This window comes from Streptomyces sp. NPDC046862, from assembly GCF_040704615.1.
Lineage (GTDB): Bacteria > Actinomycetota > Actinomycetes > Streptomycetales > Streptomycetaceae > Streptomyces.
The window spans coordinates 1-23,796 of sequence record NZ_JBEYXP010000089.1 but is presented as its reverse complement, the minus strand read 5'-3'; the positions used below and the strand labels follow the sequence as shown (position 1 = coordinate 23,796).

The following is a 23,796-nucleotide window of genomic DNA, read 5'->3' as shown; positions in this document are numbered from 1 at the left end:
CCGCGGCCACCGCCTGATCTTCGTTTGTCCACACAAATCACGATGATCAACGGTGGCCCCAGCCATCTCCGGACCAGCCCTGAACAGCAAGATCACGATCTACGGCTGGAGTACTAGAGAAGCAGACCCTGTCGGCGTGCTGCGACGACCGCCTCGAAGCGGGTGCTCGCTCCCAGCTTGCGCATCTCGCTGCGCAGATACGACTTGACCGTTTCGGGTAGCAGCGACAGCCTTCGCTCGACCTCGGCGTTGCTGCAGCCCCCTCCACCTGCGCCAGGATGTCGAGTTCCCGGGGCGACAGGGACGGACCCGACACCGCCTGAGCGGCATACGGCGGGGCCAACCGGCCGGCCAGCGCGTGGCCGTCGTTGGGATAGGCAGAATTGATGAGTCGAAGCAAGCACCTCAACAGTGCGGATCTCTTCAAGACACAGGACAGTTGGCGCTGGTCTCAACGGTCGACTTCGTCGAACAACGTCTCCCAGCGGTCGAGCACAGCGGGCAGCTCCAGTGAGGACACATGCTCGCGCGCTGCGCTGCCGTACCTCTCGCGCAGCCCGGCGTCCTCGGCCAGCCGCCGCAGCGCGGTGGCGAACGCCGCTGTGTCTCCGGGGCTTACCAGGATGCCCGTGCGGCCGTCCTCGACCAGTTCTCGTACTCCGGGGGAGAGGTCGAAGCTCACGGACGGCACGCCGCAGGCCGCTGCCTCGGCGAGTGCCATCGGGCGCCCTTCGCGTTCGCTCGTGAGAGCGACCACCGACAGCTCCCGGTAGGCGGTGGCCATGTCCACTACGGGCCCGCGGAACCGCACCCGGTCGCTGATCCCCAGGCGTGCGGCTTGTTCTCGCAATGCCGGTTCCATCGGGCCGTCGCCGAAGAGGTGCAGCTCCCAGGCAGGGAGGTCGGCGCAGGCATGGGCGAACGCGTCGATCAGCCGATCCAGGCGCTTGATTCCTTCGAGTCGTCCGACAGCGCCGACGCGCTGGGTGTCCAGTGGTGCGGGCTGCCCGTTGTGGAAGGGCAGTGGATTGGGCATGACGCACACGTTCGGCAGCCGGTGGCGCCGGAATTCAGCAGCGTCTCCCTCGCTGAGGAACACCGACTTCTCTAGCCGCGGATAATGGCGGAGGATCAGGCGCAGGTTCGCAGAACTACGGGCCTGGAGAAAGGACTCGTGGTACTGCCCGAGGCCCTTGAGCTGCGGCCACTCGACGGCGGTGAGCCAGTCCACCGCCCAGGGCGAGCCGATGATGACGTAGCCGTCGTCCACGGCGTTGAACCGTTCCGTGAGGCGTGCGCGAGCGCGGTCTCGTTCGGCGCGCCCGGCGTGCGCCCGGCGCAGCCGCACGGGGTTGAACCGCTCGCCGAGGCTCCGGGCGTGCCAGAGCGGTGCCGGCGGGGTGGTGTAGAGCGTGGTGTGCCGGTACGCCGGAGAGCTGTGGTAGCGGTGGGGCTCGGGGCTGGGACGGATGCCGATGAGGTCGACGCGGTGCCCGCGCTCGGCGAATCCTTGGGCGAGCGTGTGCAGAACGCGCTGTGAACCGCCCATGGAATCGACGTCGATGCCGACGAGGAAGATGTTGCGCGAAGGCCGTGCTGCGCGCGTGGATCCGCTCATCGGTTGTCTCCTTCGAAGAAGAGGCCGACCACGGTCTTGCTCGCCCGTCCGGTCTCATGGGAGTTGAACATCGTTTGGAAGCGGGCGTACCGGTCGGCCCACTCGGCCCTCACTTGGTCCAGATCTCTCAGCGCATCGGCGAGTTCCTCCGTGGTGGCCAGCATGGGGCCGGGGGCGATATCAGGGAGGTCGTAGTACGTGCCGCGGGAACTGTCGCGGTACTGCTCGTAGTCGTCGGTGAAGAGGAGGATGGGCCGTCCGAGATTCGCGTAGTCGAACATCACCGACGAGTAGTCGGTGAGCAGGGCATCGGAGGCGAGCAGCAGGTCGTTGATGTCGGCGAACGGGCGGCCGTCGCGCACAACGTGCCCGAGTTCCCGTGGCACGGTGAAGCGTTCGTAGTAATGCGGACGCACGACGATCCTCCAGTCGCCGCCGCACCGCTCCGCGAGCTCTGTGAGGTCGACCCGGATCGAGTTGCCCGTGCCGCGTTCGCCGTCCCGGAAGGTGGGTGCGTACAACAGCATCGGGCTCCCGTCCGGGATCTGCAGCCGGGCGCGAGCAGCTGCCGCGCGGTCGCGCTGCTCGGGTTCGTTCCAGCGCACCAACGCGTCGTTGCGGGGAAGGCCGCAGGTCAGCAGCTCGCCGGTGAACTCGTTGGCCCGCACGAAGGTGCGCTCGAATTCTTGGCTGGGTGAGATGAGGACGTCCCAGCGAGAGATCATGTCGCGGTGCTTCTGCTGCCGCTCGGGGCTGCCGAACCGCAGCTCGGGCATGTCGAATCCCATGTACTTGATGGCCTGGCCGTGCCAGGTCTGGAGGTAGCGGGTCTCCGGCCGCTTGCCGTAGATCGAGGGCAATCCGTGCGAGTCGACCCAGTAGTGGGCGCGGGCCAGCGTGCGGACGTACTCCCAGCTGCCGCGCCGGACCAGGCGAACATCGTCGGGGAAGGAGGAAGGGTCGCCGGAGTACGACCAGACGGCGCGCAGGGGCAGGCCGCGCCGGACCAGTTCTTCGTAGATGTAGCGGGGGCTGTCGGCGTAGCCGCGTCCCTCCTGGGCCTCGAACAGGACCAGGTCCCTGTCCACGGGGAGCTTCATCAGCTCGTGGTACACGAGCGCCTTCGCCCGTGGGCCGGTGGCCCTGCGCTGCAGCCGCTGGACTCTGCCGCGTACGGGTTTCAGGCTTGGTGCCAGCCTCTCCACGCAGCCCAGCGCACCGGACCGCTCCCAGGCGAACTGCAGCCGTCCGGCGCCCCGGCCTTCGCAGGCCACCCGCACGGTGTGCCCGGCGAGCGGGCCGTGCAGCGGCAGTCGCGCCCGCAGCGGAGGCAGGTCACGGGGAGCGAGCAGCAGGTCGGTACGCGTCGTCCCAAGGCGGTCGAGCGCCACAACAGGATGGCGGTGGCCTTTGAATCCCTTGGCTTTCATGGGGACGCGGCGGAGGTCGATTGCGATCTCGGCGGTGTGCACATCGGCAGCACCGTTGGTGTCAGGGGCGTACTGGAATGGGAGCTTCAGGGGTTCGCCCGCCGCAGCAAGCCACAGCTCGGCGGTCACCTCGCCGGACGCGGTGAGCAGCCGTGCCGGGTCGTAGGTGCGCAGCGAGAGGAGCAGTACGGGACCTGCCGGAGTCACCCGGTCGATCTCGTGCCGGATGGGGGCGGTCTGGAAGGGCTGTTCGTCCAGTCGCCACTCACTGATATTCAGCTCGTCGGCGCCGTCCGTGTCCGGGGCGGTGCTTCCCCAGAATGTCCGGCTCCCTTCTCTGGTCACGTGACGCGGGGCGAGGCTCGGGCGGTCGAGGCTGCGGGCGCACTCGATCGCCTCGTCGAGGCGGCCGGTGCGCAACAGATACAGGCAGATGCGCTGTTCGCGGGGGAGCGCGCGGACTGCCTCGGCGCTGATCTCGGCGAGGTAGGGAGTCATCAACTCGGTGAACCGCTCATACCAAGCGCGGTCGCGGAAAGGAAGGTCGCCGAGGTACAGGCGCAGGTCGTGGCGGAGGAACTTCTCGTCCTTCGCGGGGCGCAGATCGGCGTTGCCGCTCTGCTCGAGGAACTCGTCGACCATGCGGGCCACGGCGATCCGGTCGACCAGGTTCTGGATCTTGTGGCGGCTGGAGGAAATGGAGAGGTTGGCTGGGGCGGCCGTGAGACGCCAGGTGTAGACGGGCCAGGGTACGACGGCGAAAGCGCGGGCCAGGGTGAACGCTTTGGCCGAGAACAGCTGGTCCTCGTAGTGGATGCCCTCGGGGAAGCGGAGTCCGTGGCGGGCGATGAAGTCGGCCTGGTAGAGCTTGTTCGTTGAGAGATGGTCCAGGAAATACTCCGGAGCCTCGCGCAGTCCCTCGACGAGGCGGACGTCATCGAAGTGGTCTGGGTACCACAGCCGCGTGGCCCCGGTTTCCTCGAAGATCCGGGTTACCTCGCCGGTGACGAAGTCCGCCCTGGTCCGCTCCGCGGTGAGCAGCAGCGACTTGCATGCATGCTTGGGCAGTTCGTCGTCGCTGTCGAGAAACATCAGAAGCGGGGACCGTGCTGCGTCGATCCCGGCGTTGCGCGGTGCGCTGCAGCCGCCGCTGTTGCGTTCCAACCGGACGTACCGGACGCGGGGATCCGCTGCCTGAAGCTGCCGGGCCACCTCTGGTGTGCTGTCACTCGAGCAGTCGTCGGCGATGATCACCTCCAGATTGCGAAGTGACTGGCCGAGCACCGACCGCACCGCCCTGGGCAGGCGCTCGGCGTCGTTGTACACGATGACGACAACGGTTACGTCGGGCACGATCTCCCTCACTCCACTGATTCCGCCGATACGGTCGGTTGCCGGTCATCGGTGTTTCACCCTCAACAGCACCAGCCCGTACCGGCCACGGGCGACTTCCTCAAGGGCCGGGTCATCCACAAGCAGGCCCCCCGGATGGCCGCTCTTCTGCACAACCCAGGACACGCCGTAGTCCCGGAGAATGGCCAGGCGATCCTGCCGCGGTGTGCCGGGGGCGAAGTAGCGATCGGTCGCCTTCCGGCGCGCTTCCGCATCGGCGAGGAACACATCCGGGTAGGCGGGCGCAACGGTGTACGGGCCGTAGGCCGGAATCATTCGCAGCGCGTAGTAGTCGTTGGTCATGACCGTCTGCCCCGTCGGCACCGGGCGGATCAGCTGGTCGATGGCGTGCCAGGGCGTGAAGCGCGGGGCAGCGCGCAGGGCGGGCGGGATCGCGTCCGTACGGAGCACATACGCCAGCACCCCTGCCTGAGCCCAGGCACCGATAAGCAGCGCAGCCGCTGCCAAGGGCGCAAGGAGCCGCGCCACCACCCGCCGCCCTGCACCGACTGCTTCGAGGGCGAGGGCTACTTGTGCGGGAACAAGTACCGCTGGGAGCGTCCGGCCCCAGGAGTACCGACCTGTGAGCCCGCCCACCGTGAAGACGGCCAGCCCCAGGAGGAAGAAGATCACTAGAGGATCGCGGCGGTCCTTCCACCAGCGAGCGGCGAGTGCTGCAACCCCGACCGACACCAGACAGAACCGCTCGAACAGATCCTGATAAAGCGGCCGGTGAACACCCTCCAGCCCGCCCACGGTGAATAGCGAGAAGAAAGGGTAGTAAGGCCAGACAGCCAGCACGACCGCGGCGGCAGCGGCCGCCGTGCCGACGCGGAGCCAGATGCCGGACTTCGGCCATGGACGCGCGCCCAACAGGACGCCTGCGGCACCGAGTATCGCGACCCCTCCCGTGAACTGGTGCGCGAGCAGAATGAGCGCCAGCAGCAACCCAAGCGCCAGGAAAGCAGGCAACGGCCATGCGTCCGCTACTGCCGTGCGCAGCAGGGCCCACAGGTGGAAGGAGAGCCCGAAAGCGAAGGTGCTCGGGTAAGCCAGGGTCAGGGACAGCGATGTGAGGCTCGGAAAGCCGCTCCATGCGAACAGCCCCACCCCGTAGAGCAGCGTCACGCACAGCATCGCGCATGGAACGGCGGATCGTTGAAGTGTGAAGGTGCGGACGAAGCCGCGGATCCCTGTGAGAAGCAGCAGAAGGTTGACGAGAGCCGAGAAGTGCAGCACCTGGAAGGTGGACCAGTCGGTGGCCTCTGCGACCAGCCAGAGGGCCACCATCCACGGCGAGTAGTAGGGGCTCGGTGTGTCCGCGTCCACCAGCGGGTTACCCGGGTGCTGTGGATCCGCGTGCAGGCGCTCGAGCACCGCAGCATGCATTCCGAGGTCGCCGGCCCACGGCAGCCGGACGACCATGAGCAGGAGCAGGACCACGACCAGCACTGCAGCGGCGGACATGGCCTGGTGAAGTACCTGCTGGCCCGGACGGCTTGGCCGTGCGGGCCTTTGGCCGCGTGATCCCATGGTGGCGGCTGCGGACAGCCGGCCGTGCCGGCCCGTCCGCACCAGCCCCTGATCGAGACCATCCTCCATCAGGGCGGCGACCCCAGATCTTCAGTCGTATGAAAGCACACTTCAGTCACCAGGACTCTCCAGCGCCACAATTCCCCTTTTCTCCCATATCACCGCATGCCGACGGCTCCTGCCACATAAGGTGCATCCCGTAGGTGACACCGACACCCTGGCGCTCACCGGGATGCCGGGGCGAGTACAACGCCCGGCGGGGGAATCCTCCATGTCCCTGCACGTCCTGGACGGCGGCGGCGCAGCGGTCATACGCCGAGCGACCGGTACGCGGCCCTCGTGACCCGACACGTCTAGCCCCTCGCCCATGGCCGTCGGAGCTCGCTCACAGCAGGGGCGCAGCCCAAGGCCAGGACGCGGGAATTCCGCGGTGGACCAGTGCATGAGCTGACGATGCAGTTGGCTCCTGAGCGACCATGCGGGGGCGAGAACCGGGGGCACGGAACATGGGCGCGTTTCCGCCCGTCGCCGACATCCACCGACCTCTGAACCGATGCAAGGCACCTGCTCGTCCCTCAGGTGCGGCGTCCACGAAAGGGCCGTGCAGTCGCACCGCCTGCCAAGTGTCTGTCCCCCATAGACGCGGAACGGAACACATACTGTGGAACTTCGCGTAATTCCCCAGGCTGGAGCTCATGGATATCCCGATGGGGAATGCGGAGTTGCTCCGCGGCGGCCAGGCGGACGGCGCACCTCCCGGGCCGCCTGGCAACCAGCCGATCCTCTAGGTCCGAGCCGGGCGGTCAAGGATGAGCGCAGCTCATCGTGGTAGCGACGCCGAAGGCGTCCTTGACGGCCCGGCTCGGACCGGACACTTCACTGCCGGGCGGCCCAGCTCCTTCACGCTCGGACGAATCGCACGAACGAGCGGGGACGACGGAGCCGGTCTGGGTAATTACGTGACCGTCGACACATACCTGACCACTCTGCCAGCCGGCAGTTGGCGACGGATCAGGGTGTCGTCACCGAGACATCAGCGTCCTCGGATGCGGCGCGCCGCTGCGAGCGCCGTGGCGCAGGGTAAGCGAGGTGGACGAGCCGGGACTGTTCTTGACGCATGTGCATGACCGATTCAAGGACGTAGCCCACGAGGAGTACGAGGGTCGCGATGGTCATGATCGCGGCCGCGAGGATCGCCGTGGGGAAGCGCGGCACGGCGCCGGTGCGGACGAAGTCGATGATGACCGGGATGCCGAGAATGGTGGAGGTGAGGACGAGTAGCCCCGCGACCACGGTGTGGACGAGCGAGGGCCGCTCGCGCCGCGCCAGGTTGAGGATCACTTTGAGGATTCGCCAGCCATCGCGATAGGTGTGCAGTTTGCTCTCGCTTCCGGCCGGCCGGCCTTTGTAGCCGACTGTGACCTCTGCCGTGGGGAGCCGGAGATTGAGTGCGTGGACCGTCATCTCGGTCTCCGTCTCGAACTGGCGGGAGAGGGCCGGGAAGGACTTGACGAAGCGCCGGGAGAAGACCCGGTATCCGCTCAGCATGTCGGTCACCTCGTTACCGAACAGCGACCGCACCGCCCCAGTGAGCAGCTTGTTGCCGACCGCGTGGCCTGCCCGATAGGCGCCGTCGACCGTCTCACGGCGAGCGCCGACGACTTGGTCGTACGGTCCATCGAACAGCAGGTCCACCATTTCACGCGCCCGTGACGCGTCGTACGTGTCGTCACCATCGATGACGAGCAGGGCGTCAGCGTCGACATCGGCGAAGGCGCGCCGAATGACGTTGCCCTTCCCTTTGCGATGCTCCTCCCGGACGATCGCACCCGCCTCGCGAGCGACCTCCACCGTACGGTCGGTCGATGCGTTGTCGTAAACGTAGATGTCGGCCTCGGGGAGCGCCGACCTCAGATCGCGCACCACAGTGCCGACCGCTGCTTCCTCGTTGTGGCACGGCACGACGCAGGCGATCGTCGGGTTCACAGCCTCTCCTCAGCTGAACAAACTCGCTTATATCATTCCATAATGCGACACGAAGAGTGCTATTAGGCGAGGGCATGCCGTGCCGTTACCCTCCCTCTGTGTCGGTCCTCGCGATTTTGACGCTGCGCATGCGCCACGCCATCCGGGGCATCTGGCGCGAGGCCGCAATGTTCGGAGCCGTCGGGGTCCTCGCCTTCGTGATGGACAACGGCGGATACAACCTGCTGGTCTTCGGCCTGCCGGGTGCCGGCGTCGGACCGATGCGGTCTGCGCCCATCCAGGCGTCCGTGGTCGCGACCGGCGCTGCAATGATCTTCAGTTGGGTGGGGAACCGTTACTGGACCTACCGTCACCAGCGTCGCGAGGAGGCGACCTACGAGCTGGTCCTGTTCACCTTCGTGAATATCGTCGGCGTCGTCATTACGGCGGGAACGGTCTTCGTGTCACGCCACCTGATGGGACTCGACTCGGCCCTGAGCGACAATGTCGCGCGCATCTTCGGCTGGATCGTCGCCACGCTGTTCCGCTTCTTCACCTACCGGCGCTACGTCTTCGTCGCACCCTGAACAGAAGCGCAACTCCGCCGGGCGATACGGGCCGGGCCCCGTCCGCACTGTTAGCATCCCGACATATGGGACATCTTCGATGGATCCGGCAAGAACGAAGCTGGATCTGGGGGCTGGCTGTCATCGCCGCGGCCTGTTGCCTGGTCACCACCGTCGTCTTCTCCCCTGGGTACATGAGTCCCGACTCGATTTCCCAGCTCAAGCAGGCCACGGGCGAGGAACCGCTCAGTGACTGGCACCCACCCGTCATGAGCCTGGTATGGCGCGCGCTCATCGCTGTGACCGGTACGCCCGCGACGATGGCCGTCCTTCAGTCCGTCATCCTCTGGGCGGCGCTCTGGGTGATCGCCTCGTGGGTCTGGGAGCGGACCGCGAGCCGACCCAGATCCCTCACCGTCCTCGGCCTCGGGCTGACCCCCCACGTCCTGACGTTCGTCGGAGTGGTTTGGAAGGACGTCCACATGGCGTTCGCCCTCCTCGCCACCAGCGCGGTCGCGCTCATCGGCCGACGCCTGGCAGCTTGTCGCTCCACCCTGCGGTGGGCTCTCCTCGGCCTCGGTGTGCTCTTCCTCGTCTATGCCATCCTGGTCCGCAAGAACGCGATCTTCGCCGCGATCCCGATCTTCGTGATGCTCGTCCTCGCGCTGTGGCGCAGACCCGGACGCCGGATCTGGATGATCTCCACGGTCGCCCTCGCCGTCGGCCTAGTCGTGCCCAGCGTCGCCATCTCCTCCCTCGCGCGGCCGGTGCAGATGAGCCAAGGCTCGCAGATCATGCTGGACGACCTGCTCCACGTCCTGAACGTGAACGAACTCCGGTCAGCGGCCGTGCCGTCGGACCTTCGCGACCGCCTCGTGACCGCAGCGCAGGAGTGCCACCGCATCAAGTCGTTGTCGAACTCCTACTTCACCTGTTGGGAACACGGCCCGAATGGTCTGGCCCCGCACTCGGACCAGCTCACGTCCCTGTGGACCAGCGAGATGACCAGCCACATTCCCGGCTACATTCAATACCGTCTGCAACTGTTCTCGGAATTGCTCTTCGACGGTAGCTACGAGTACCAGAGCGGGATCATCGCCAACACCCTGGGGCTCAAGGCGTCACACCCTCGACTGGAAGCCACGTTGAGGACGTACGTCATTGGTGCGGTCCACGATATGCGCTTCCTTTTCACAGGATGGTTCTGGCTCACCGTTGCGATCGTGCTTTCGATCCGCCCGGGCAGGGGAAGGTCCTCGATGCCGGTCCGGGCGCTGGGTGTCAGCTCCGCGGCATACGTACTCGGTTACCTGCCCATCATGCCGGCGACAGACTTCCGTTACCTCTACTGGCCGGCCATCGCCGGCACACTTGGTCTTCTCCTCTCCTGGCTGGGTCGTGGCATGTCCCCGCCTCCGGCGGCTCAGGCGGCACGAACGGCCATCACTTCACCGGGCGCCAGCCAGAAGGCTCAAGAAAGCAGCCCCTGACCGGCTGACACAGCAACGCAAAGTTGTCTAGGACAACGGGCCCTGACCCGGAATCTTGGACACGGGCTATGCGGCTTGGGCCAGAGTAGTTGATGTTGTGTCGAGTGCTGTCTCGTAGGAGATGGGACTGCGTTCTCCGAGGCTGGAGTGGCGGCGTCGGGTGTTGTAGCGGTGCAGCCAGCGGAACAGGTCGAGGCGGGCTTCGCGCTCGTCGGTCCAGGCACTGCGGCCCTGGAGGGCCTCCCTCTTGCAGGTGGCGTTGAAGGACCCGGCGAGCGTGTTGTCCGCCGAGCTGCCGACGGCGCTCATGCTCTGCATCACGCCTGCCCGGTGGCAGGCGTCGGTGAACGCTCTACTTGTGTACTGGGCGCCGTGATCGGTGTGCCTCCAGCGCAGTGGGAGGCTCGGCGGGTATCTCCGTCCGGCGTCCCCGGGGCCGGCTTGCCCCGGCAGCCCGTACCCAGTTCCGCAGCGTCTCCGGATTGACGCCCAGGTCAGCGGCGACCGACCTGATCGTCGCTCCGGGCCGCGACTGGTACAGCGCGACCGCGTCCGCCTTGAACTCCGGCGGGTAGTGCTTCATGGCCACGAGATGTCCGTTCTCAGATCCTCAGGATCCAGTGTCTCGTGTGTCCAAGATCAGGGGTCAAGGCCCGGTCTCGGGTCGCCTGACTGTTTTGCCCACGTCGTAACGGGTGGCGGGGCGACGGTTCTTCGAGCCGGGCGGCCTGCGGGCCGGGCCGGTTGGGTTTCGGCGCACGGGCCGGACAGGACAAGTTCGGGCGGAGGTTCCTGAACCCGCGGCGGACCCGGGCGGGGGGTGAGCCGCCCGGGCTCGGCCGGCTTCTCCCAGGGGCGGCGGAGATCAGCGGCCAGCGGCCGGGCGAGGCGGCGCCAGAGGATCAGTCACGAGACATCCGCTCAGTCCAGCACCCGCCCGAGGAAGCCGCGCAGGTAACCCGCGACGACGTCCAGGTGGCTCTCCAGAAGGAAGTGACCGCCGTTGATCAGGTGCACCTCCGCGTCTTTTGCGTCGCGGGCGAAGGCTCGCGCGCCGGCCGGGCCGAAGATTTCGTCGTTGCGGCCCCACACGGCGAGCACCGGGACCTCGCTGGTGCGCAGGAATTCGTGTAGCAGCGGGTAGAGCGGGCGGTTGTTCTGGTAATCGCGGAACAGTGCCAGCTGGACCTCGTCGTTGCCCTCGCGGGAGACGAGGGCGAAGTCGTGCTCCCAGGTGTCCGGGCTGACCAGGCTCGGGTCGGGCACGCCGTGCACGTACTGCCAGCGGATGGCGTCGACGCTCATCGCGGCGCGGACGGCGGGTTCGGTGTCGGGGCCGGGGTCCGCCCCGTAGGCCCAGACGTCGGTCCAGAATGACTCCACGAAACCGTCCTCGTAGCCGTTGCCGTTCTGGGTGACGAGGGCGGAGATCCGTTCGGGGTGCTGGAGTGCGAGGCGCCATCCTATGGGGGCGCCGTAGTCCTGGACGTAGAGGGCGTAGCGGTCCAGGCCCAGTTGGTCGAGCAGTCCGGAGGTGAGTTCGGCGAGGGCGTCGAAGGTGTAGGTGAAGTCCCCTGCTAGGGGGGCGTCGGAGTGGCCGAAGCCGAGGTGGTCCGGCGCGATGACGTGGTAGTCGTCGGCCAGCAGCGGAATGAGCTCGCGGAACATGAACGAGCTGGTCGGGTAGCCGTGCAGCAGGACGATCGCGGGGGCGTCGGCGGGGCCGGCTTCGCGGTAGAAGATCTCATGGCCGTCGACGGTGGCGGTCCGGTGGCGCGTCGAGCTCATTTCTAACCCCTTTAAATTTTTGATCCGGTTAGTTCCTCGTCATGCAAGCACAGGATGGGCTAACCTGTCAAAGGACTCGATCTGGTTAGAAGGGGAGCGGCGCTCGATGGATACTCTGCTGGACCTGCTCAACAGCAGGCCACTGGTCAACGGTGAGGAACGGGACGCACTCGGCGACCCGGCCGGAGGCATACGTTGGGCGGGGGAGCACGGCGGCGAAGGCAGCCTCGCGGAACTGGCGTTGCTGCGCGAGACGCGGGACATCCTGCGGGACATAGTGAGCGGAGAAAGCTCGCCCGCCGCGTTGAGCCCGCTGCTCGAAGGGGTCCACCAGATCCCGGAGATCACCTCGGATGGTCTTCAGTGGATGGTCAAGACGCCCCCGCACGCCCGGCTGGTCGTCGAGGTGGTTCTCGCCTGGGCCGCCACCGAGAAGCAAATGCCCGGCCGGCTACGCCCCTGCGCCAACGACGAGTGCCAGTTGTTCCTGCTCGACCGCAGCCGCGCCAACCGCGCCCGCTGGTGCTCGATGGCTGTCTGCGGCAACCGCGAAAAAGCACGCCGCCACTACAAACGCACCCGCTGAGCTTGTTCTTGGTCTGGCCTCGCACGATGCCCCGAACGTGATTGCTCGTACGGGGATTCCGGTGCCCCGACCAAAGAGACACTTGACCAGCACGAAGGCCGTGGGGAAATGAGACTGCTGCATCACGGTGCCCGGCGGGAAGCATTCGCGGTGGCGTCACACTTCCCCACGCTCCGTAGGGAATCGACAGCGAGGTCGTCCGTGGGAGGCACCAGCAGCACACTGCACGGAGGAACCACATGGTCACGATCTGGGCCGGCATCGATGCAGGCAAGACCCACCACCACTGTGTCGCAATCGATGAAAGCGGTCGACGCCTGCTGTCGCGCCGCGTTACCAACGACGAGCCTGAACTGCTTGAGCTCCTCGCTGACGTACTCGCTTTGGGCGAGGAGGTGGCCTGGGGTATTGATCTGGCCGACGGCGGAGCCGCCCTGGCTATCGCGATCCTGCTCAACCACGGTCAGCCGGTCCGCTACGTCTCCGGCCGCGCCATCAACCGGGCCTCGGAGGCTATCGGGGCGAGGGCAAGACCGACGCCAAAGACCCCGTGGCCATCGCCGACCAGATCCGCATCCGCCGTGACCTTGACCCTTTACGCATCAGCGACGAGACGGTCACAGACCTCAGGATCCTCCTGCTGGCGGAGGAAGGTGCGGGCCGCGGTCAGGACCCGCTGCTCGGCGGGGCTGGCGCCGCGCCGGGTGAGCGCTGTGGCGGGAGTTGGGAGAGTACGTCCCAGGTTCGCTTCTCGGAGACGACCTGGGCGAGGTCGGCGACGACGCGCTGTTGGTAGTCCTCGTGGCCAGCCAGCCAGCCAGCCAGCCAGCCAGCCAGCCAGGGCCGGGCCTCGGCCAGGGCCGGGCCTCGGCCAGGGCCGGGCCTCGGCCAGGGCCGGGCCTCGGCCAGGGCCTGCTCGGCGTCGGTGCGGATGGCGGGGGCCAGGGTTTCGAGGAAGGGGCCGCTGCCGTCGCACAGCCGTCGTACGTGTTCGACGGTGCCGGTGCGCTGGGCTGCTTCCAGGCCTCGGATGAAGCGGGTGACGTTTTCCGGCAGGGCCCGCGCGGTGCCCGTCGGTGGCCGGGGCGGTGGGGGAGGGGTGGCCTCCGAGTATCTCGGTGGCGGCCGGGGTGATCAGGCCGTCGTCGGTCCAGGAGCAGTCGGCGAGGGGACCCAATTGGTGGGGTGGGCCAGGCGCTGGGTGCCGATCCACACCTGGCGGCTGGCGCCGTCGCAACGGCGCGCTGACAATCGTCGCCCTGTCTCAGGAAGCCGACGTTCCACGCAACGCGCTCACCCAGCGCCACCCCGACCTCAAGAACGACTTCTACGCGCAGGTCAGGGCGCGCGGACAGACACCGGACCCCGAGATCCGCCTGCGAAGGCAGATCGTGAAGTTGAAGGAGCTCCGCGCCAAGGACGCAGCGGAGCTGTGCCAACTGCGCGCTGACGTCAAGCACGTCGTCCGTGCCCTCAACCAACTGACCGTAGAGAACCGGCAACTACGCGGTGCCCGGCTGACCCGGCTGAACGGGGCGGCGGACACGGTTCAACCGTCCTGTTCATGGCCTTCGAGGCTGTCAGAGGTCACCCTGGGCCAGCTCAAGCGCGCCCGGTCCGTCCACCCGTTCGGTGCCTCTGCGTGGGTCAGAGCTTGTAGCCGCCGCTCGCCTCGATGACCTGGGCGGTCACCCAGCGGCTTTCGTTGGAGGCCAGGAAGGCCACTACTGAGGCGATGTCGGCGACTTCACCGAAGCGTCCCAGAGCGGTGTCCGCCTCGATCGCCGCCGCCATCTCGGCGTTCTCGCGGACGGCCGCGTTCATGTCGGTACGCACCCGGCCCGGGGCGACGGTGTTCACCGTGATCCCTCGAGGCCCCAACCCCATCGCGAGGGCATGGGTCAGGTTGTTGATGCTGGCCTTGGCCATGGAGTAGACGGGGACCGCCTGCATCGGTCGCGAGGCTGAGCCGGAGGAGACGTTGATGATCCGTCCGCCATCCGCGAGGCGGCTCAGCGCTGACTGGACGATGAAGAAGGGCGCGCGAGCGTGGACTGCGAACATCGTGTCCCAGCTGTCCGGCGTGGCGTCCGTGAGGCTGCCCCAGCCCGAGTTTCCTGCGTTGTTGATCAGCAGGTCGAGGGTTCGGGTTCCCTTTCGCTGCATGAATTCGTCGTCGAGTCGCGTGAACAGGTGAGGGATGGACCCCGCGTCGACGAGTCCGTGTCCGTCGCTCGGTATGCGCGTTCCGGGCGACCCATTCACCTGGTAGCAGGGCTCGCCGCATCCTTACGGGTTGGCGCGCTGACCGCGGACGCTGTCGCCCTGGAGGCCGGCAAGGCCGCCGAATCCGACGATGACTCCACCCCGGTCCAGCCCCAAGAGCCTTCTTCCGTGGCCTCGTTGACGCAGCGCCGTCTCGCGCACCTTCCGCCCGATCTTCGGCCATTGCCCTCGCCGGCCGTCTATGACCAGCTGCTGCACCATCGCCCGCTACGGACGCGTCGATCTTTTGTGCATTGATGAGCTGGGCTACATGGAACTCGACCGTCATGGCGCCGAGTTGCTGTTCCAGGTACTGACCGAACGGGAGGAGAACAAGGCCATCGCCATCGCCTCCAACGAGTCCTTCGGCGGCTGGACGAAGACCTTCACCGATCCCAGGCTCTGCACCGCGATCGTCGACCGGCTCACCTTCAACGGCACGATCATCGAGACAGGCACCGATTCCTACCGACTCGCTCACACCCGGAGCAAGGCCGGGCGGTCAGCCGATACCTGACCGCAGGGGGCACCGACGGCCTTCATCTGCGCATCTCGGACGACTCCCTGTGCGAGCTGCCCGTTGCGAACGGATCATCGTTGCGCAGGACGGGTGTCCGAGGTGACAATGCGTGGAGGTGCCGGGTGGTCATCCCGGCGAAGTGTTGGAGGCGCTGCTTGTGAACACCGCATCGCGGTGCGCCTCGCTGTGCGCGCCAGACGCTGACCACTTCGCTTCGCCCACCGGCTGACCTGCTTCGTTCGCGGTGGGCGCTTCCCCTCATGGGAGACCACCGTAGTGCCCGAAGACTTCGGGACGGTTGATCGCCGTCCTCTGACAACGGTTCTTGCCGCCAACCTCCTTTCGATCACTGGGAATTGCCTCACATACATGGGCGTGCCGTGGTTCGTGCTGCAGAGCACGGGCAGTGCCGCCAAGGCCGGGATCGTTGCGTTCTGCACACTGCTGCCGGCGGTACTCGCTGCTCTCGCCACTGGTCCGGTCATCGACCGGATCGGGCGACGGCGGGTGAGTGTCGCCTCGGATCTCGTCTGCGGAGTCGCAGTTGCGGCGATCCCGCTGCTGCAGTTCGCCGGCGTCCTGCGTTTCTGGATGCTGTGTGTGCTCATGGCGGTGACAGGGCTGTTCCGTGCGCCGGGTGAAACCGCTCGCGGCGTGCTGTTGCCTACGCTCGCCGAACGCGCGGGAATGCCGCTGACCGGGGCTGCCGGGTTGTACGACGGTGCGGCACGCTGTGCGGCGCTGACTGGATCGGCTCTCGGAGGTGTGCTGATCGCCGTACTCGGAGCCGAAAACGTCCTGTGGGTGGATGCCGCGACCTTCGCCGTGTCCGCGCCGCTGTTCGCGCTCGGGGTGCGCGGCCTGCCCGAGGCACACGCCCAGCGGCAGGCTGAGCCGACATCGTTGCGTGCCTACCGTCGTGAACTCGCAGAAGGGTATCGCTTCGTGGCGGCCACGCCGTTGCTGCTGGGCCTGTGCCTGATGATGCTGGTCACCAGGGGCCTCGACCAAGGATGGAGCGCCGTGCTCCTCCCCGTGGATGCCCGTGTGGAGCTTGATGGTGCCGTCGATCTCGGTCTGCTGAACGCGGCGTTCGGGGTGTGCGCACTCGCGGGGGCGCTGGTCTACGGGGCGGTGGGCAGCCGCTTTCGGCGGTGGCCCGTGTTCACGATCGCCTTTCTCATCGGGGGCCTGCCGCGCTTCGTAGTGGCCGCCTTCACCGACACCTTCACCCCGCTGGCCCTGACCATGGCGGTAGAGGGTCTCGCCTTCGGCGTCCTCAACCCCATCATGGCCACCGTGACGTACGAGACGGTGCCGGAGGAACTACGCAGCCGCGTGCTGAGCGCGACAACGGCCTCGGTCCAGCTGATCACCCCACTGGGCGGACTGGCCGCGGGCTTCCTCGTGGACTCGGCCGGCCTGCCCTGCACGCTGCTGACGGCTGGCGGTGCGTATTTGCTCGCCACGCTGTGCCCGGTGATCTTCCCGGCCTGGAGGCAGATGGACACTGCTGGCTCTCCCCACGACAGGGCGGAGGGCTCGCCGCCGCGTGTCTCGGGACCGAAGCGAGTGTAGAGGCGCGGGCCGCTTGTGCCTGGGCTGTCTTCCACCTGCGGACCACCGCCCGGATCTGCCCGGCCGCCGCGACGATTGACAAGACGGAACGGGCGGCATCGTGGTCATGATGCCGCCCGTTCCGTCGGCGCGTCAGCAGCACTTTCGTCGGTGCTCCCGCGGCCCCCGGCGGTGTTGCTGAAACTCACCGACACTCCAGACGCCGACCCCACCCAGCCGTTGCTGGAACTCACCGACAGGCGTTGCTGCCCGTCATCGACATACTCACTCTCGCGGTCGCCGAGCCACTTGATGCGCGCCGCTCGATGAGGTTCGCTCAGGCGAGCTCGACACCCACACGGTGCCGGCCGAGTCGTGGTCCACCTGTTTCTCTCGTCTCAGCAGGCCATTGGCGCTGGCGATCGTCGATATGTCTCCTCGGCGCCGACCAGGGCAACGGGGCCGCCGCCCTTCCGGCGAGCCGCTCATCGGCTCGACCGGCCCTGACTCGGCACGCTGGCCGTGGCCGTGGCCGCGGTGGGGTTGATCTCGGGCGGGCGTTGGCGGGCGAGAGCGGTGGCGGTCAGGGCGGTGACCGCCATCGCGGCGATGCCGACCAGTGCTGCGGTGGTGTAGGCGTGGTCGTTCGGGAAGAGATGACCGGTGCCGGTGGCCAGGACCAGGCCGCCTATCGCGCTGCCCAGGGAGTACCCGACGCTGCGGACGACGTAGTTGAAGCTCATCGCGCTCGATGTCTCGCTCTTGGGCGTGACGGCCAGGATGACGCCGGGCATGGCGGCTGAGAAGCTGCCGACGCCGAAGCCCAGCACACCCATCGCGACCAGCAGTTCGGCCAGGTTCGACCGGGCCGTGGCGAAGAGGACGAACCCGCCGCCGACGATGACGGCGCTGCCGGCCAGGAGCACGGGTGCGTCGATCAGCGTCCGAACCCGGGGCGTGAGTTTGCCGGCGACGAACCCCAGCACCGAGAACGGGACGAGGACCAGCCCGGCGGCGAAGGTGGTCAGCCCGAAGCCGTAGCCGGCGCTGTGCGGCGTCTGCGCGTACCGCGTGATGAGCGTGAGCAGGAGGTACATGCCGCTCCCGCCGACGAACGTGGCGATGTTCGCTCCGGCGACCGCGGGATGCCGTACTGCCCGGACATCGACCAGGGGCGCCTTGCTGCGCAGCTCGGAGGCGGTCCAGAGGCACAGCAGGAGCACGGCGACGACGGCGAGGATCACCGCCACGGCGAGGTGACGGCTCCACAGGCTCTGCTGGCCGGCCAGGAACAGGACGAGGAACAGCCCGCCCGACAGGACGAGCGCGCCCGCAACGGTCACGTGAGCGGAGCGGCCTTCGGGAGCCGCGGGTATGGAACGCCACGCGGTCAGGAAGGCGACAGCGGTGACGAACAGACCGAAGCTGTAGGCGGCCCGTACGCCGCCGATCTCGGCGAGCAGTGCGGTGAGCGGGTAACCGACGCCGGTGCCGATGATCGAGACCACCGAGATCAGGGCGATCGTCGCCGTGCTGCGCTCCTCGGGAAGATGGTCCCGGGCCACGCCCATCATCAGCGCCGTCAGACCGAGCCCGACGCCTTGGGCCGCCCTGCCGATGAGTAGCCCCGCGAACGGCAGCGGCAGCACGATCAGCGCACTGCCGACGACGACGATCGCCAGCGTGGCGAGGATCGTGGCCCGTCGGTGCGGGCCGGCTCCGAGCCGGCCGAGGACGGGCGTGGCGACGGCGCCGCTCAGCAGTGCGACGGTCAGCGTCCACTGCGCGCTGTCGAGCGAGACGTGGAACGTGGTCGCCACACTGGTGATCAGCGGCGTCCCGAGGCTGGCGACCGCCGCCACGACCAGGGCGATGAACATCAGGGCGGGGACCAGCAGACGCGCCTCGGAGCGCTCCGGGGTGCGCCCCGTCACCGCTTCGCCCCTTCGCGGTCCTGGCTTTCGAGCTCTGCCAGGTGCGCCAGCGCCGGAAGCGCCGCCATCAGGGCCTCGACCTCGTCGTCGGCGAGTTCGTCGATCAGCCGCGCGAACGCATCGACGCCCGCCTCGCGCCGCGTCTGAACGTACGACGCGCCGGCCTCGGTCAGACACACCAGCGTGACCCGCTTGTCGGACGCGTCGCCCCTGCGCTCGACCAGCCCGGACTCCTCCATCAACCGGACCAGCACGGTCATCGCGGGCTGGGTGACACCCTCGATCACGGCCAGATCGGTGATGCGTCGAGGGCCGGTCCTGTGCAGGGTGGCCAGGGTGGCGGCGGACGTGAGGCTCATATCGCGCGGAAGGCGTCGCACAGCCCTGGTGGCCAGCCCGTAGAGGGCCGACCCGATCGCAGTGGAAGCGTCACGAGTGGCGTCTTGACGGTTCATGCGTGAAGCATAGGATATTTATATGAATGCTTTATGCATCCCTTGCCCCGAACGCCGTGCCCCAGCCCCGCACCCGGCGCATCAGACGGCGGTCGCCGTCGGCCCCATGGCGGACGCCGTGCGCCGCGCCCTGGCCGAAGACCGCGCCGAGGACGACATCACCACCCGCTGGGCGGTGCCGGACGGCACCCGCGCCCATGCGCGCGTCGTCGCCCGCCAAGACGGCGTGATCGCTGGCACGGCGATCTCAGCCGAGGTGTATCGGCAGCTCGGCAGCGATGTCGTCGTCACCGAGCACGTTCAGGACGGCGACCGCGTCCACACCGGGCAGGACCTGCTCACGATGGCAGGACCCGCACGAGAGATCATTACCGGCGAGCGGACAGCTTTGAACTTCCTGCAACGCATGTCCGGCATCGCCACCGCCGCCGCGGCGTTCGCGGAAGCGGTGACCGGGCTTCCGGCACGGATCCTGGACACCCGCAAATCAGCGCCCGGGCTTCGAGCGCTCGACAAGGCTGCGGTCGCCGCCGGCGGAGTGAGCAACCACCGGCTCGACCTCGCGGCGATGGTCCTGCTCAAGGAGAACCACATCGCCGCGGCGGGCGGCGTGAGCGAGGCGATCGCGGCAGTGCGCGCGTGTAACACGCGGGGCGTCGCCGTCGAGGTGGAGGTCGAGTCGACCGCCCAGGCCATCGAGGCGCTGAGCGCGGGAGTCGAGTGGATCATGCTGGACAACATGTCCATCGAGGACATGCGGTACATCGTGACACTGCGAGGGTCGGAAGGGCCCCGACTCGAGGCGTCTGGATCCATCACGCTGGACACGGTCAGGGCCGTCGCGGAGACCGGAGTCGACGCGATATCCGTCGGTGCCATCACCCACAGCGCGCCGGCGTTCGACCTCAGTCTGCTGCTGACGCCGACGGCACCAGCGGGTGGCGGACACCCGGCGAGGTTCGGATGAGGCCGTGTCTCCTCCTGCGTGGACGGGCTGGAATGCCCGCCATGGCCGACCCCGTCGACCGGGAGGCCTTCGTTTCCGTCTCCGGCGCGTTCCCCTGTCGCCGAAGGCGCCCGGGGCGCTGAGGAAGACTTCGCCGGGACGCGAACCGACAGCCGCGGGTGGCAGAGACGAACCAGACCGGATCAGCACGTCCTCGCAAATGCCCGGTGCTCCGTCGCCGGGATCGGGCAATCTGAGCGTCAATTCGAAGTCGGACAGGAGGTTTCCATGGCCAAGGGCTACTGGGTCAGTGTCTACCCCGCCATTCCCGACCCTGAGAGGCTGACTGAGTACAACGAGCTGGCGGGTCTGGCTGTCCGGGCTGGGGGCGGGCGCGTCCTGTCCAATTTCGGTCGAGTCGTCGCCCACGAGGCCGGAATCACCGAACGCGTCGTTCTGATCGAGTTCGACAGTTTTGAACAGGCGGTCGCGGCATACGAGAGCGAGGCATACCAGAAGGCGCTGGTGGCCCTCCCCGACGGCTTCGAGCGCGACTTCCGCATCGTCGAAGGCATCGACTGACCGACGGGCCCAGCCGTCGCTGAGCATCCGTCACCTGATACGCACACGGTGCTGAACGACGACTCACGAGACGAGGTCCGGGCCGGCTGCACTGTCTCGCTGACCTCATCGACGAAACTCACGACAGATCGGTCCAGCGAACACACGGCTTCGATGACCAAGGGCGCATCCTGCATCCATCTGCCGTGTGCCCCGTCGGCGCTACTCAGGGTACTGACATACAGTTTGAAGAACCGCAGGCCAAGACCTCTTTCGGGGTGTCGACCGGCGGTTTTTCTGTTGTTGGAGTAGCCCAGGGACGCGCCTGACTGCGCCAGGATGGCGTAAATTCCAGCCAGCGATAGCACCGCAGCTGTTGCATTAGTCAGAGTTCAATCACCAGTGGCTGAGCTGCACAAACCCGAGGCCCGCACCATCACTACAGCCTCGCTCCCCCAGAGAAGTCGGGAAAGTCGTACGTTGCCACGGCCCAACAGTAGTTCGACCCGGCACCCGCGCCGCCGACCGACGGCTCAGGCCTGGGCGGGCGGCGGCGTCTCCTGCCAGTACCAGCAGTGTGCGGCCATGCACTCCTTCGTGAACTCCATCAGCAGGTGCGCGCCCTCCTGGACGCGGCTCACGTCATGACCGCCGTCGTTCGCGAACCACTGGACGAGAAGGCCGGCCGCCGGGCGGTCGACGTCGCCGGTGTCGCAGACCGGGCACAGCTCCAGTTGGATGGGCCGACCGTGTTCGTCGTCCTGCGGCGCCACACCGCTCATGATGAGATCGCCCCGGCAGCGTGAACACTGCGGCAGTCGGTCGGACAACCTGAGCAGTTCCATGGCCAGCCCCCTTGCTCTGGACGTGGCCCTCCACCCAAGACCCGCTGCCCTGCGCCGTCAACCCTGTGACTTGGATCGATAGATGGCGAGGCTGGGCTCCCGAAGCACAAGGTGAGAGCGTTTCGTTGATTCCTTGTTGGCGGGTCTGTGGAACGTTGGTTGGCGAGTCCGGGCGTGAGACGGTCCCCGCCAGGCACAGCCACTGACCAGCACGTAGATGATCGCCGCAAACAGCGTCTCATCAGGCGTGTCCTGCGTCCCGCCGCCCTGTGGCCGCACCTTCGACGGCGGGATCAACAGCTTGGCGGTCTCCCACAACCCGTCCGGAACAATCCAGCACCGCCCAGCCGCGGGCGCGGCGCAGGGTCGGGGTGTCCGCAGCCGTACGCCTGCCCACACCCCGATGGCAGGGTGCAGAGGACACCGCAAGAAATACGACAGAAGATGTCGAGTTTTGTGGAGACAGTGAGGGCGCCGGTCGGTGCCGTGGTGGCGCGGGCCGGGACGACGGACAGAGAAGGAACCTCATGCGTGAGACACCCGACGATCTCCACCGGCTCCAAGCCCTCCTCGACGCCTCGCTCGCCCGCTCCACAGCGCACCTGCGGTCGATCATCAGCAGCGAGCGCACGCTCACCGCCGAGCAGCTCACCGGTGTGCTCACTGGCATGTGCACGCTTGCGCTGTCCACCGTGACGGCAAAGGGCGAGCCGCGGGTGAGCGGCGTGGACGGGCACTTCTTGCACGGCAAATGGCACTTCGGCACCGCGCGCGGCGCCGCCAAGGCCCGGCACCTCGCCGCCCGGCCCGCCGTCAGCGCCGCGCACATGCGCGGGGAGGACCTGGGCGTGTTCACACACGGCACCGCGGAGGTCCTCAACCCCCGAGACGGCGAGCCGGCCGCCGACTGGCCGGACCTGCTCGCGTACTTCCGGGACTTCTATGGCGACGACGCCTTCGACTGGGACAACGACGTGGTCTTCTACCGACTGCACCCGCAGTGGATGGCCGTGTTCGCCCCCGACCTCGCCAAGCTCGGCGGGAAGGCGGACGAGGCGTGACCCCGCCCGTACCAGACACGCGCATGCCGGCCCCACACGCTGCCGGGGCCGGCAAGACGCGCGACACCATCGACGTCGTGGGCGCCCGCACCAACAACCTGCGCGACGTGTCCGTCAGCATCCCCAAAGGCCGCCTCGTCGCCTTCACCGGCGTCAGCGGCAGCGGCAAGACCTCACTCGCCATCGACACCCTGCACAGCGAGGCCCAACTGCGGTATCTGGAGGGCCTTTCGCCGTTCGTACGCCAGTACATCACCCAGCGCAACCGCCCCAAGGTCGACCGCATCCTCGGCCTCAGCGCCACACTCGCGGTCGACCAGCGCCGCCTGAACCGCAACCCCCGCTCCACGATCGCCACCATCACCGGGATCGATGGGCACCTCGGACTGCTCTACTCGCGCCTCCCGCGGATCGGCCCGGACACGGACACGGACCCGGCCGCGGACGCCGGCGCCCTGACCACTGCACACTTCGACCGCCACACCCCCGAAGGCAGCTGCCCGGACTGCCACGGCGCCAGCGGACGCTGGCAGGCCCAGGAACACCTCGTCATCACCCGCCCGGACCTCCCCCTCTTCGAAGGCGCCTCGCCCTGGTACGCCAAATGGCGGTCCGGAGAGCACATGTTCGTCCCCGCACTCGCCGCCAAACGCGGCGTGGACCTCGACCGCCCCTGGCAGTCGCTGCCCGCGGCTTTCCAACACGAGGTCCTGTACGGCACCGGCGAGGAGGCGGTCGAGGCCACCGTCGACATCCCGAACAAGAACGAGACAGCTCGTATGACCTACACCTCCAGCCAACCGCTGCGCGGCGCGCTCGCCGAGGTGGAACGGGTGTTCGTCAACGCCCAGACGGCCGACGCCAAGCAGCGCTACCTCCCGTACATGCGCAAGCAGCCTTGCGGCACCTGCCACGGCACCGGATTCGATCGGGTCGCCCGGTCCGTACGTCTCGGCGGCCTGACCTACCCCGAGCTGCTGGACGTGGATGTACGCGAGGTCCGCCGCTGGGCCGGGCACGTCGCCGACTCCCTCGACACGCGGCAGCGCACGGTCGGCGAGCCCCTGCTGCAAGACCTCGGACGCCGGATCCGCCTCCTGGACCGGCTCGGCCTGGCCCACCTGCAGCTGTCCCGCAGCGCCGGCACACTGTCCGGCGGTGAGTTGCAGCGCACCCGGCTCGGGGGGGGGGGCGGGGGCCCCCCGGGGGGCGGCGGAAATAGGGGGGGGGGACCCCCCCCCCCCGGGGGCCCCCCCGGGCCACAAAAAAACCACCCCCGCGCCC

At 67.7% G+C, this 23,796-nt stretch carries 18 protein-coding genes and 6 pseudogenes; 10 read left to right on the top strand and 14 right to left on the bottom strand.

All coding sequences use genetic code 11. The features are described from left to right. Positions 1-113 precede the first annotated feature (113 nt). From AB0959_RS50330 to AB0959_RS50310, 5 genes and pseudogenes are all read right to left on the bottom strand, one after another. Positions 114-301, bottom strand: a pseudogene (locus tag AB0959_RS50330) (helix-turn-helix transcriptional regulator); the annotation flags it as partial. 150 nt (positions 302-451) lie between these two features. Next, entirely contained in the window at positions 452-1,618 is a 1,167-nt protein-coding gene (locus AB0959_RS50325; protein WP_366833723.1) for a glycosyltransferase, read from the bottom strand. After that, a complete protein-coding gene (locus AB0959_RS50320) occupies positions 1,615-4,401 on the bottom strand; it encodes a CDP-glycerol glycerophosphotransferase family protein (protein WP_366833722.1) in 2,787 nt (928 codons plus the stop codon). Before AB0959_RS50320 ends, AB0959_RS50325 begins: the two co-directional genes overlap by 4 nt. Before the next feature lie 45 nt (positions 4,402-4,446). Then, positions 4,447-6,042 carry a hypothetical protein gene (locus AB0959_RS50315; protein ID WP_366833721.1) on the bottom strand — a complete coding sequence of 532 codons (1,596 nt, stop codon included), beginning with the start codon at positions 6,040-6,042 and terminating at the stop codon, positions 4,447-4,449. Between the two features lie 942 nt (positions 6,043-6,984). Then, positions 6,985-7,959: a glycosyltransferase family 2 protein gene (locus AB0959_RS50310; RefSeq protein ID WP_366833720.1), complete on the bottom strand. Its 975-nt coding sequence runs from the start codon at positions 7,957-7,959 to the stop codon at positions 6,985-6,987. Between the two features lie 98 nt (positions 7,960-8,057). On the opposite strand from AB0959_RS50310, the gene AB0959_RS50305 reads away from it, so the two are divergent. After that, positions 8,058-8,525 carry a GtrA family protein gene (locus AB0959_RS50305; protein ID WP_366833719.1) on the top strand — a complete coding sequence of 156 codons (468 nt, stop codon included), beginning with the start codon at positions 8,058-8,060 and terminating at the stop codon, positions 8,523-8,525. Between the two features lie 173 nt (positions 8,526-8,698). Then, positions 8,699-9,994 (top strand): hypothetical protein, encoded by a 1,296-nt coding sequence (locus tag AB0959_RS50300; RefSeq protein ID WP_366833718.1) that lies wholly within the window; start codon positions 8,699-8,701, stop codon positions 9,992-9,994. 66 nt (positions 9,995-10,060) lie between these two features. On the opposite strand, the pseudogene AB0959_RS50295 reads toward AB0959_RS50300, so the two are convergent. The 4 genes and pseudogenes from AB0959_RS50295 to AB0959_RS50280 form a co-directional block, all read right to left on the bottom strand. Continuing rightward, a pseudogene (locus AB0959_RS50295) lies at positions 10,061-10,378 on the bottom strand (integrase core domain-containing protein); the annotation flags it as partial. Beyond that, positions 10,347-10,577: a transposase gene (locus AB0959_RS50290; RefSeq protein ID WP_366833717.1), complete on the bottom strand. Its 231-nt coding sequence runs from the start codon at positions 10,575-10,577 to the stop codon at positions 10,347-10,349. The gene AB0959_RS50290 and the pseudogene AB0959_RS50295, both read right to left, overlap by 32 nt. 63 nt (positions 10,578-10,640) lie before the next feature. Next, a pseudogene (locus tag AB0959_RS50285) lies at positions 10,641-10,885 on the bottom strand (transposase); the annotation flags it as partial. Between the two features lie 30 nt (positions 10,886-10,915). Next, entirely contained in the window at positions 10,916-11,782 is an 867-nt protein-coding gene (locus AB0959_RS50280; RefSeq protein ID WP_366833716.1) for an alpha/beta hydrolase, read from the bottom strand. A 106-nt stretch (positions 11,783-11,888) separates the two neighbouring features. Between AB0959_RS50280 and AB0959_RS50275 the strand changes: the two genes are divergently transcribed. Then, positions 11,889-12,368 (top strand): CGNR zinc finger domain-containing protein, encoded by a 480-nt coding sequence (locus tag AB0959_RS50275; protein WP_366833715.1) that lies wholly within the window; start codon positions 11,889-11,891, stop codon positions 12,366-12,368. Between the two features lie 239 nt (positions 12,369-12,607). After that, positions 12,608-13,005, top strand: a pseudogene (locus AB0959_RS50270) (IS110 family transposase); the annotation flags it as partial. Between the two features lie 1,010 nt (positions 13,006-14,015). Here the strand turns inward: AB0959_RS50270 and AB0959_RS50265 are convergent. Further along, positions 14,016-14,534, bottom strand: coding sequence for an SDR family oxidoreductase (locus AB0959_RS50265; RefSeq protein ID WP_366833714.1), 519 nt, complete (start codon positions 14,532-14,534; stop codon positions 14,016-14,018). 316 nt (positions 14,535-14,850) lie between these two features. Between AB0959_RS50265 and AB0959_RS50260 the strand changes: the two are divergent. Beyond that, a pseudogene (locus AB0959_RS50260) lies at positions 14,851-15,150 on the top strand (ATP-binding protein); the annotation flags it as partial. 279 nt (positions 15,151-15,429) lie between these two features. Next, positions 15,430-16,731, top strand: a complete 1,302-nt coding sequence (locus AB0959_RS50255; protein WP_366833713.1) for an MFS transporter — start codon at positions 15,430-15,432, stop codon at positions 16,729-16,731. 464 nt (positions 16,732-17,195) lie between these two features. Here AB0959_RS50255 and AB0959_RS50250 read toward each other — a convergent pair whose 3' ends face one another. Further along, positions 17,196-18,590 carry an MFS transporter gene (locus tag AB0959_RS50250; protein WP_366833730.1) on the bottom strand — a complete coding sequence of 465 codons (1,395 nt, stop codon included), beginning with the start codon at positions 18,588-18,590 and terminating at the stop codon, positions 17,196-17,198. A gap of 50 nt (positions 18,591-18,640) precedes the next feature. Continuing rightward, the gene (locus AB0959_RS50245) at positions 18,641-19,099 is read right to left on the bottom strand and encodes a MarR family transcriptional regulator (protein ID WP_366833712.1); all 459 of its coding nucleotides are present in this window, start codon (positions 19,097-19,099) and stop codon (positions 18,641-18,643) included. Positions 19,100-19,205: 106 nt separating this feature from the next. Here AB0959_RS50245 and nadC point away from each other — a divergent pair, with 106 nt between their 5' ends. Together nadC and AB0959_RS50235 are read left to right on the top strand one after the other, a co-directional pair. Next, positions 19,206-20,066 (top strand): carboxylating nicotinate-nucleotide diphosphorylase, encoded by an 861-nt coding sequence (gene nadC, locus AB0959_RS50240; protein WP_366833711.1) that lies wholly within the window; start codon positions 19,206-19,208, stop codon positions 20,064-20,066. A gap of 267 nt (positions 20,067-20,333) precedes the next feature. Further along, a complete protein-coding gene (locus tag AB0959_RS50235; RefSeq protein ID WP_366833710.1) occupies positions 20,334-20,627 on the top strand; it encodes a DUF1330 domain-containing protein in 294 nt (97 codons plus the stop codon). A 512-nt stretch (positions 20,628-21,139) separates the two neighbouring features. Here the strand turns inward: AB0959_RS50235 and AB0959_RS50230 are convergent. Both AB0959_RS50230 and AB0959_RS50225 read right to left on the bottom strand, forming a co-directional pair. Beyond that, on the bottom strand, positions 21,140-21,451 hold the full coding sequence (locus AB0959_RS50230; RefSeq protein ID WP_366833709.1) for a DUF6300 family protein: 312 nt from the start codon (positions 21,449-21,451) through the stop codon (positions 21,140-21,142). Positions 21,452-21,508: 57 nt separating this feature from the next. After that, positions 21,509-21,832, bottom strand: a complete 324-nt coding sequence (locus AB0959_RS50225; RefSeq protein ID WP_366833729.1) for a transposase — start codon at positions 21,830-21,832, stop codon at positions 21,509-21,511. 146 nt (positions 21,833-21,978) lie between these two features. Between AB0959_RS50225 and AB0959_RS50220 the strand changes: the two genes are divergently transcribed. Both AB0959_RS50220 and AB0959_RS50215 read left to right on the top strand, forming a co-directional pair. Continuing rightward, on the top strand, positions 21,979-22,512 hold the full coding sequence (locus tag AB0959_RS50220; RefSeq protein WP_318219352.1) for a pyridoxamine 5'-phosphate oxidase family protein: 534 nt from the start codon (positions 21,979-21,981) through the stop codon (positions 22,510-22,512). A gap of 23 nt (positions 22,513-22,535) precedes the next feature. Further along, positions 22,536-23,796 (top strand): annotated as a pseudogene (locus tag AB0959_RS50215) (hypothetical protein); the annotation flags it as partial.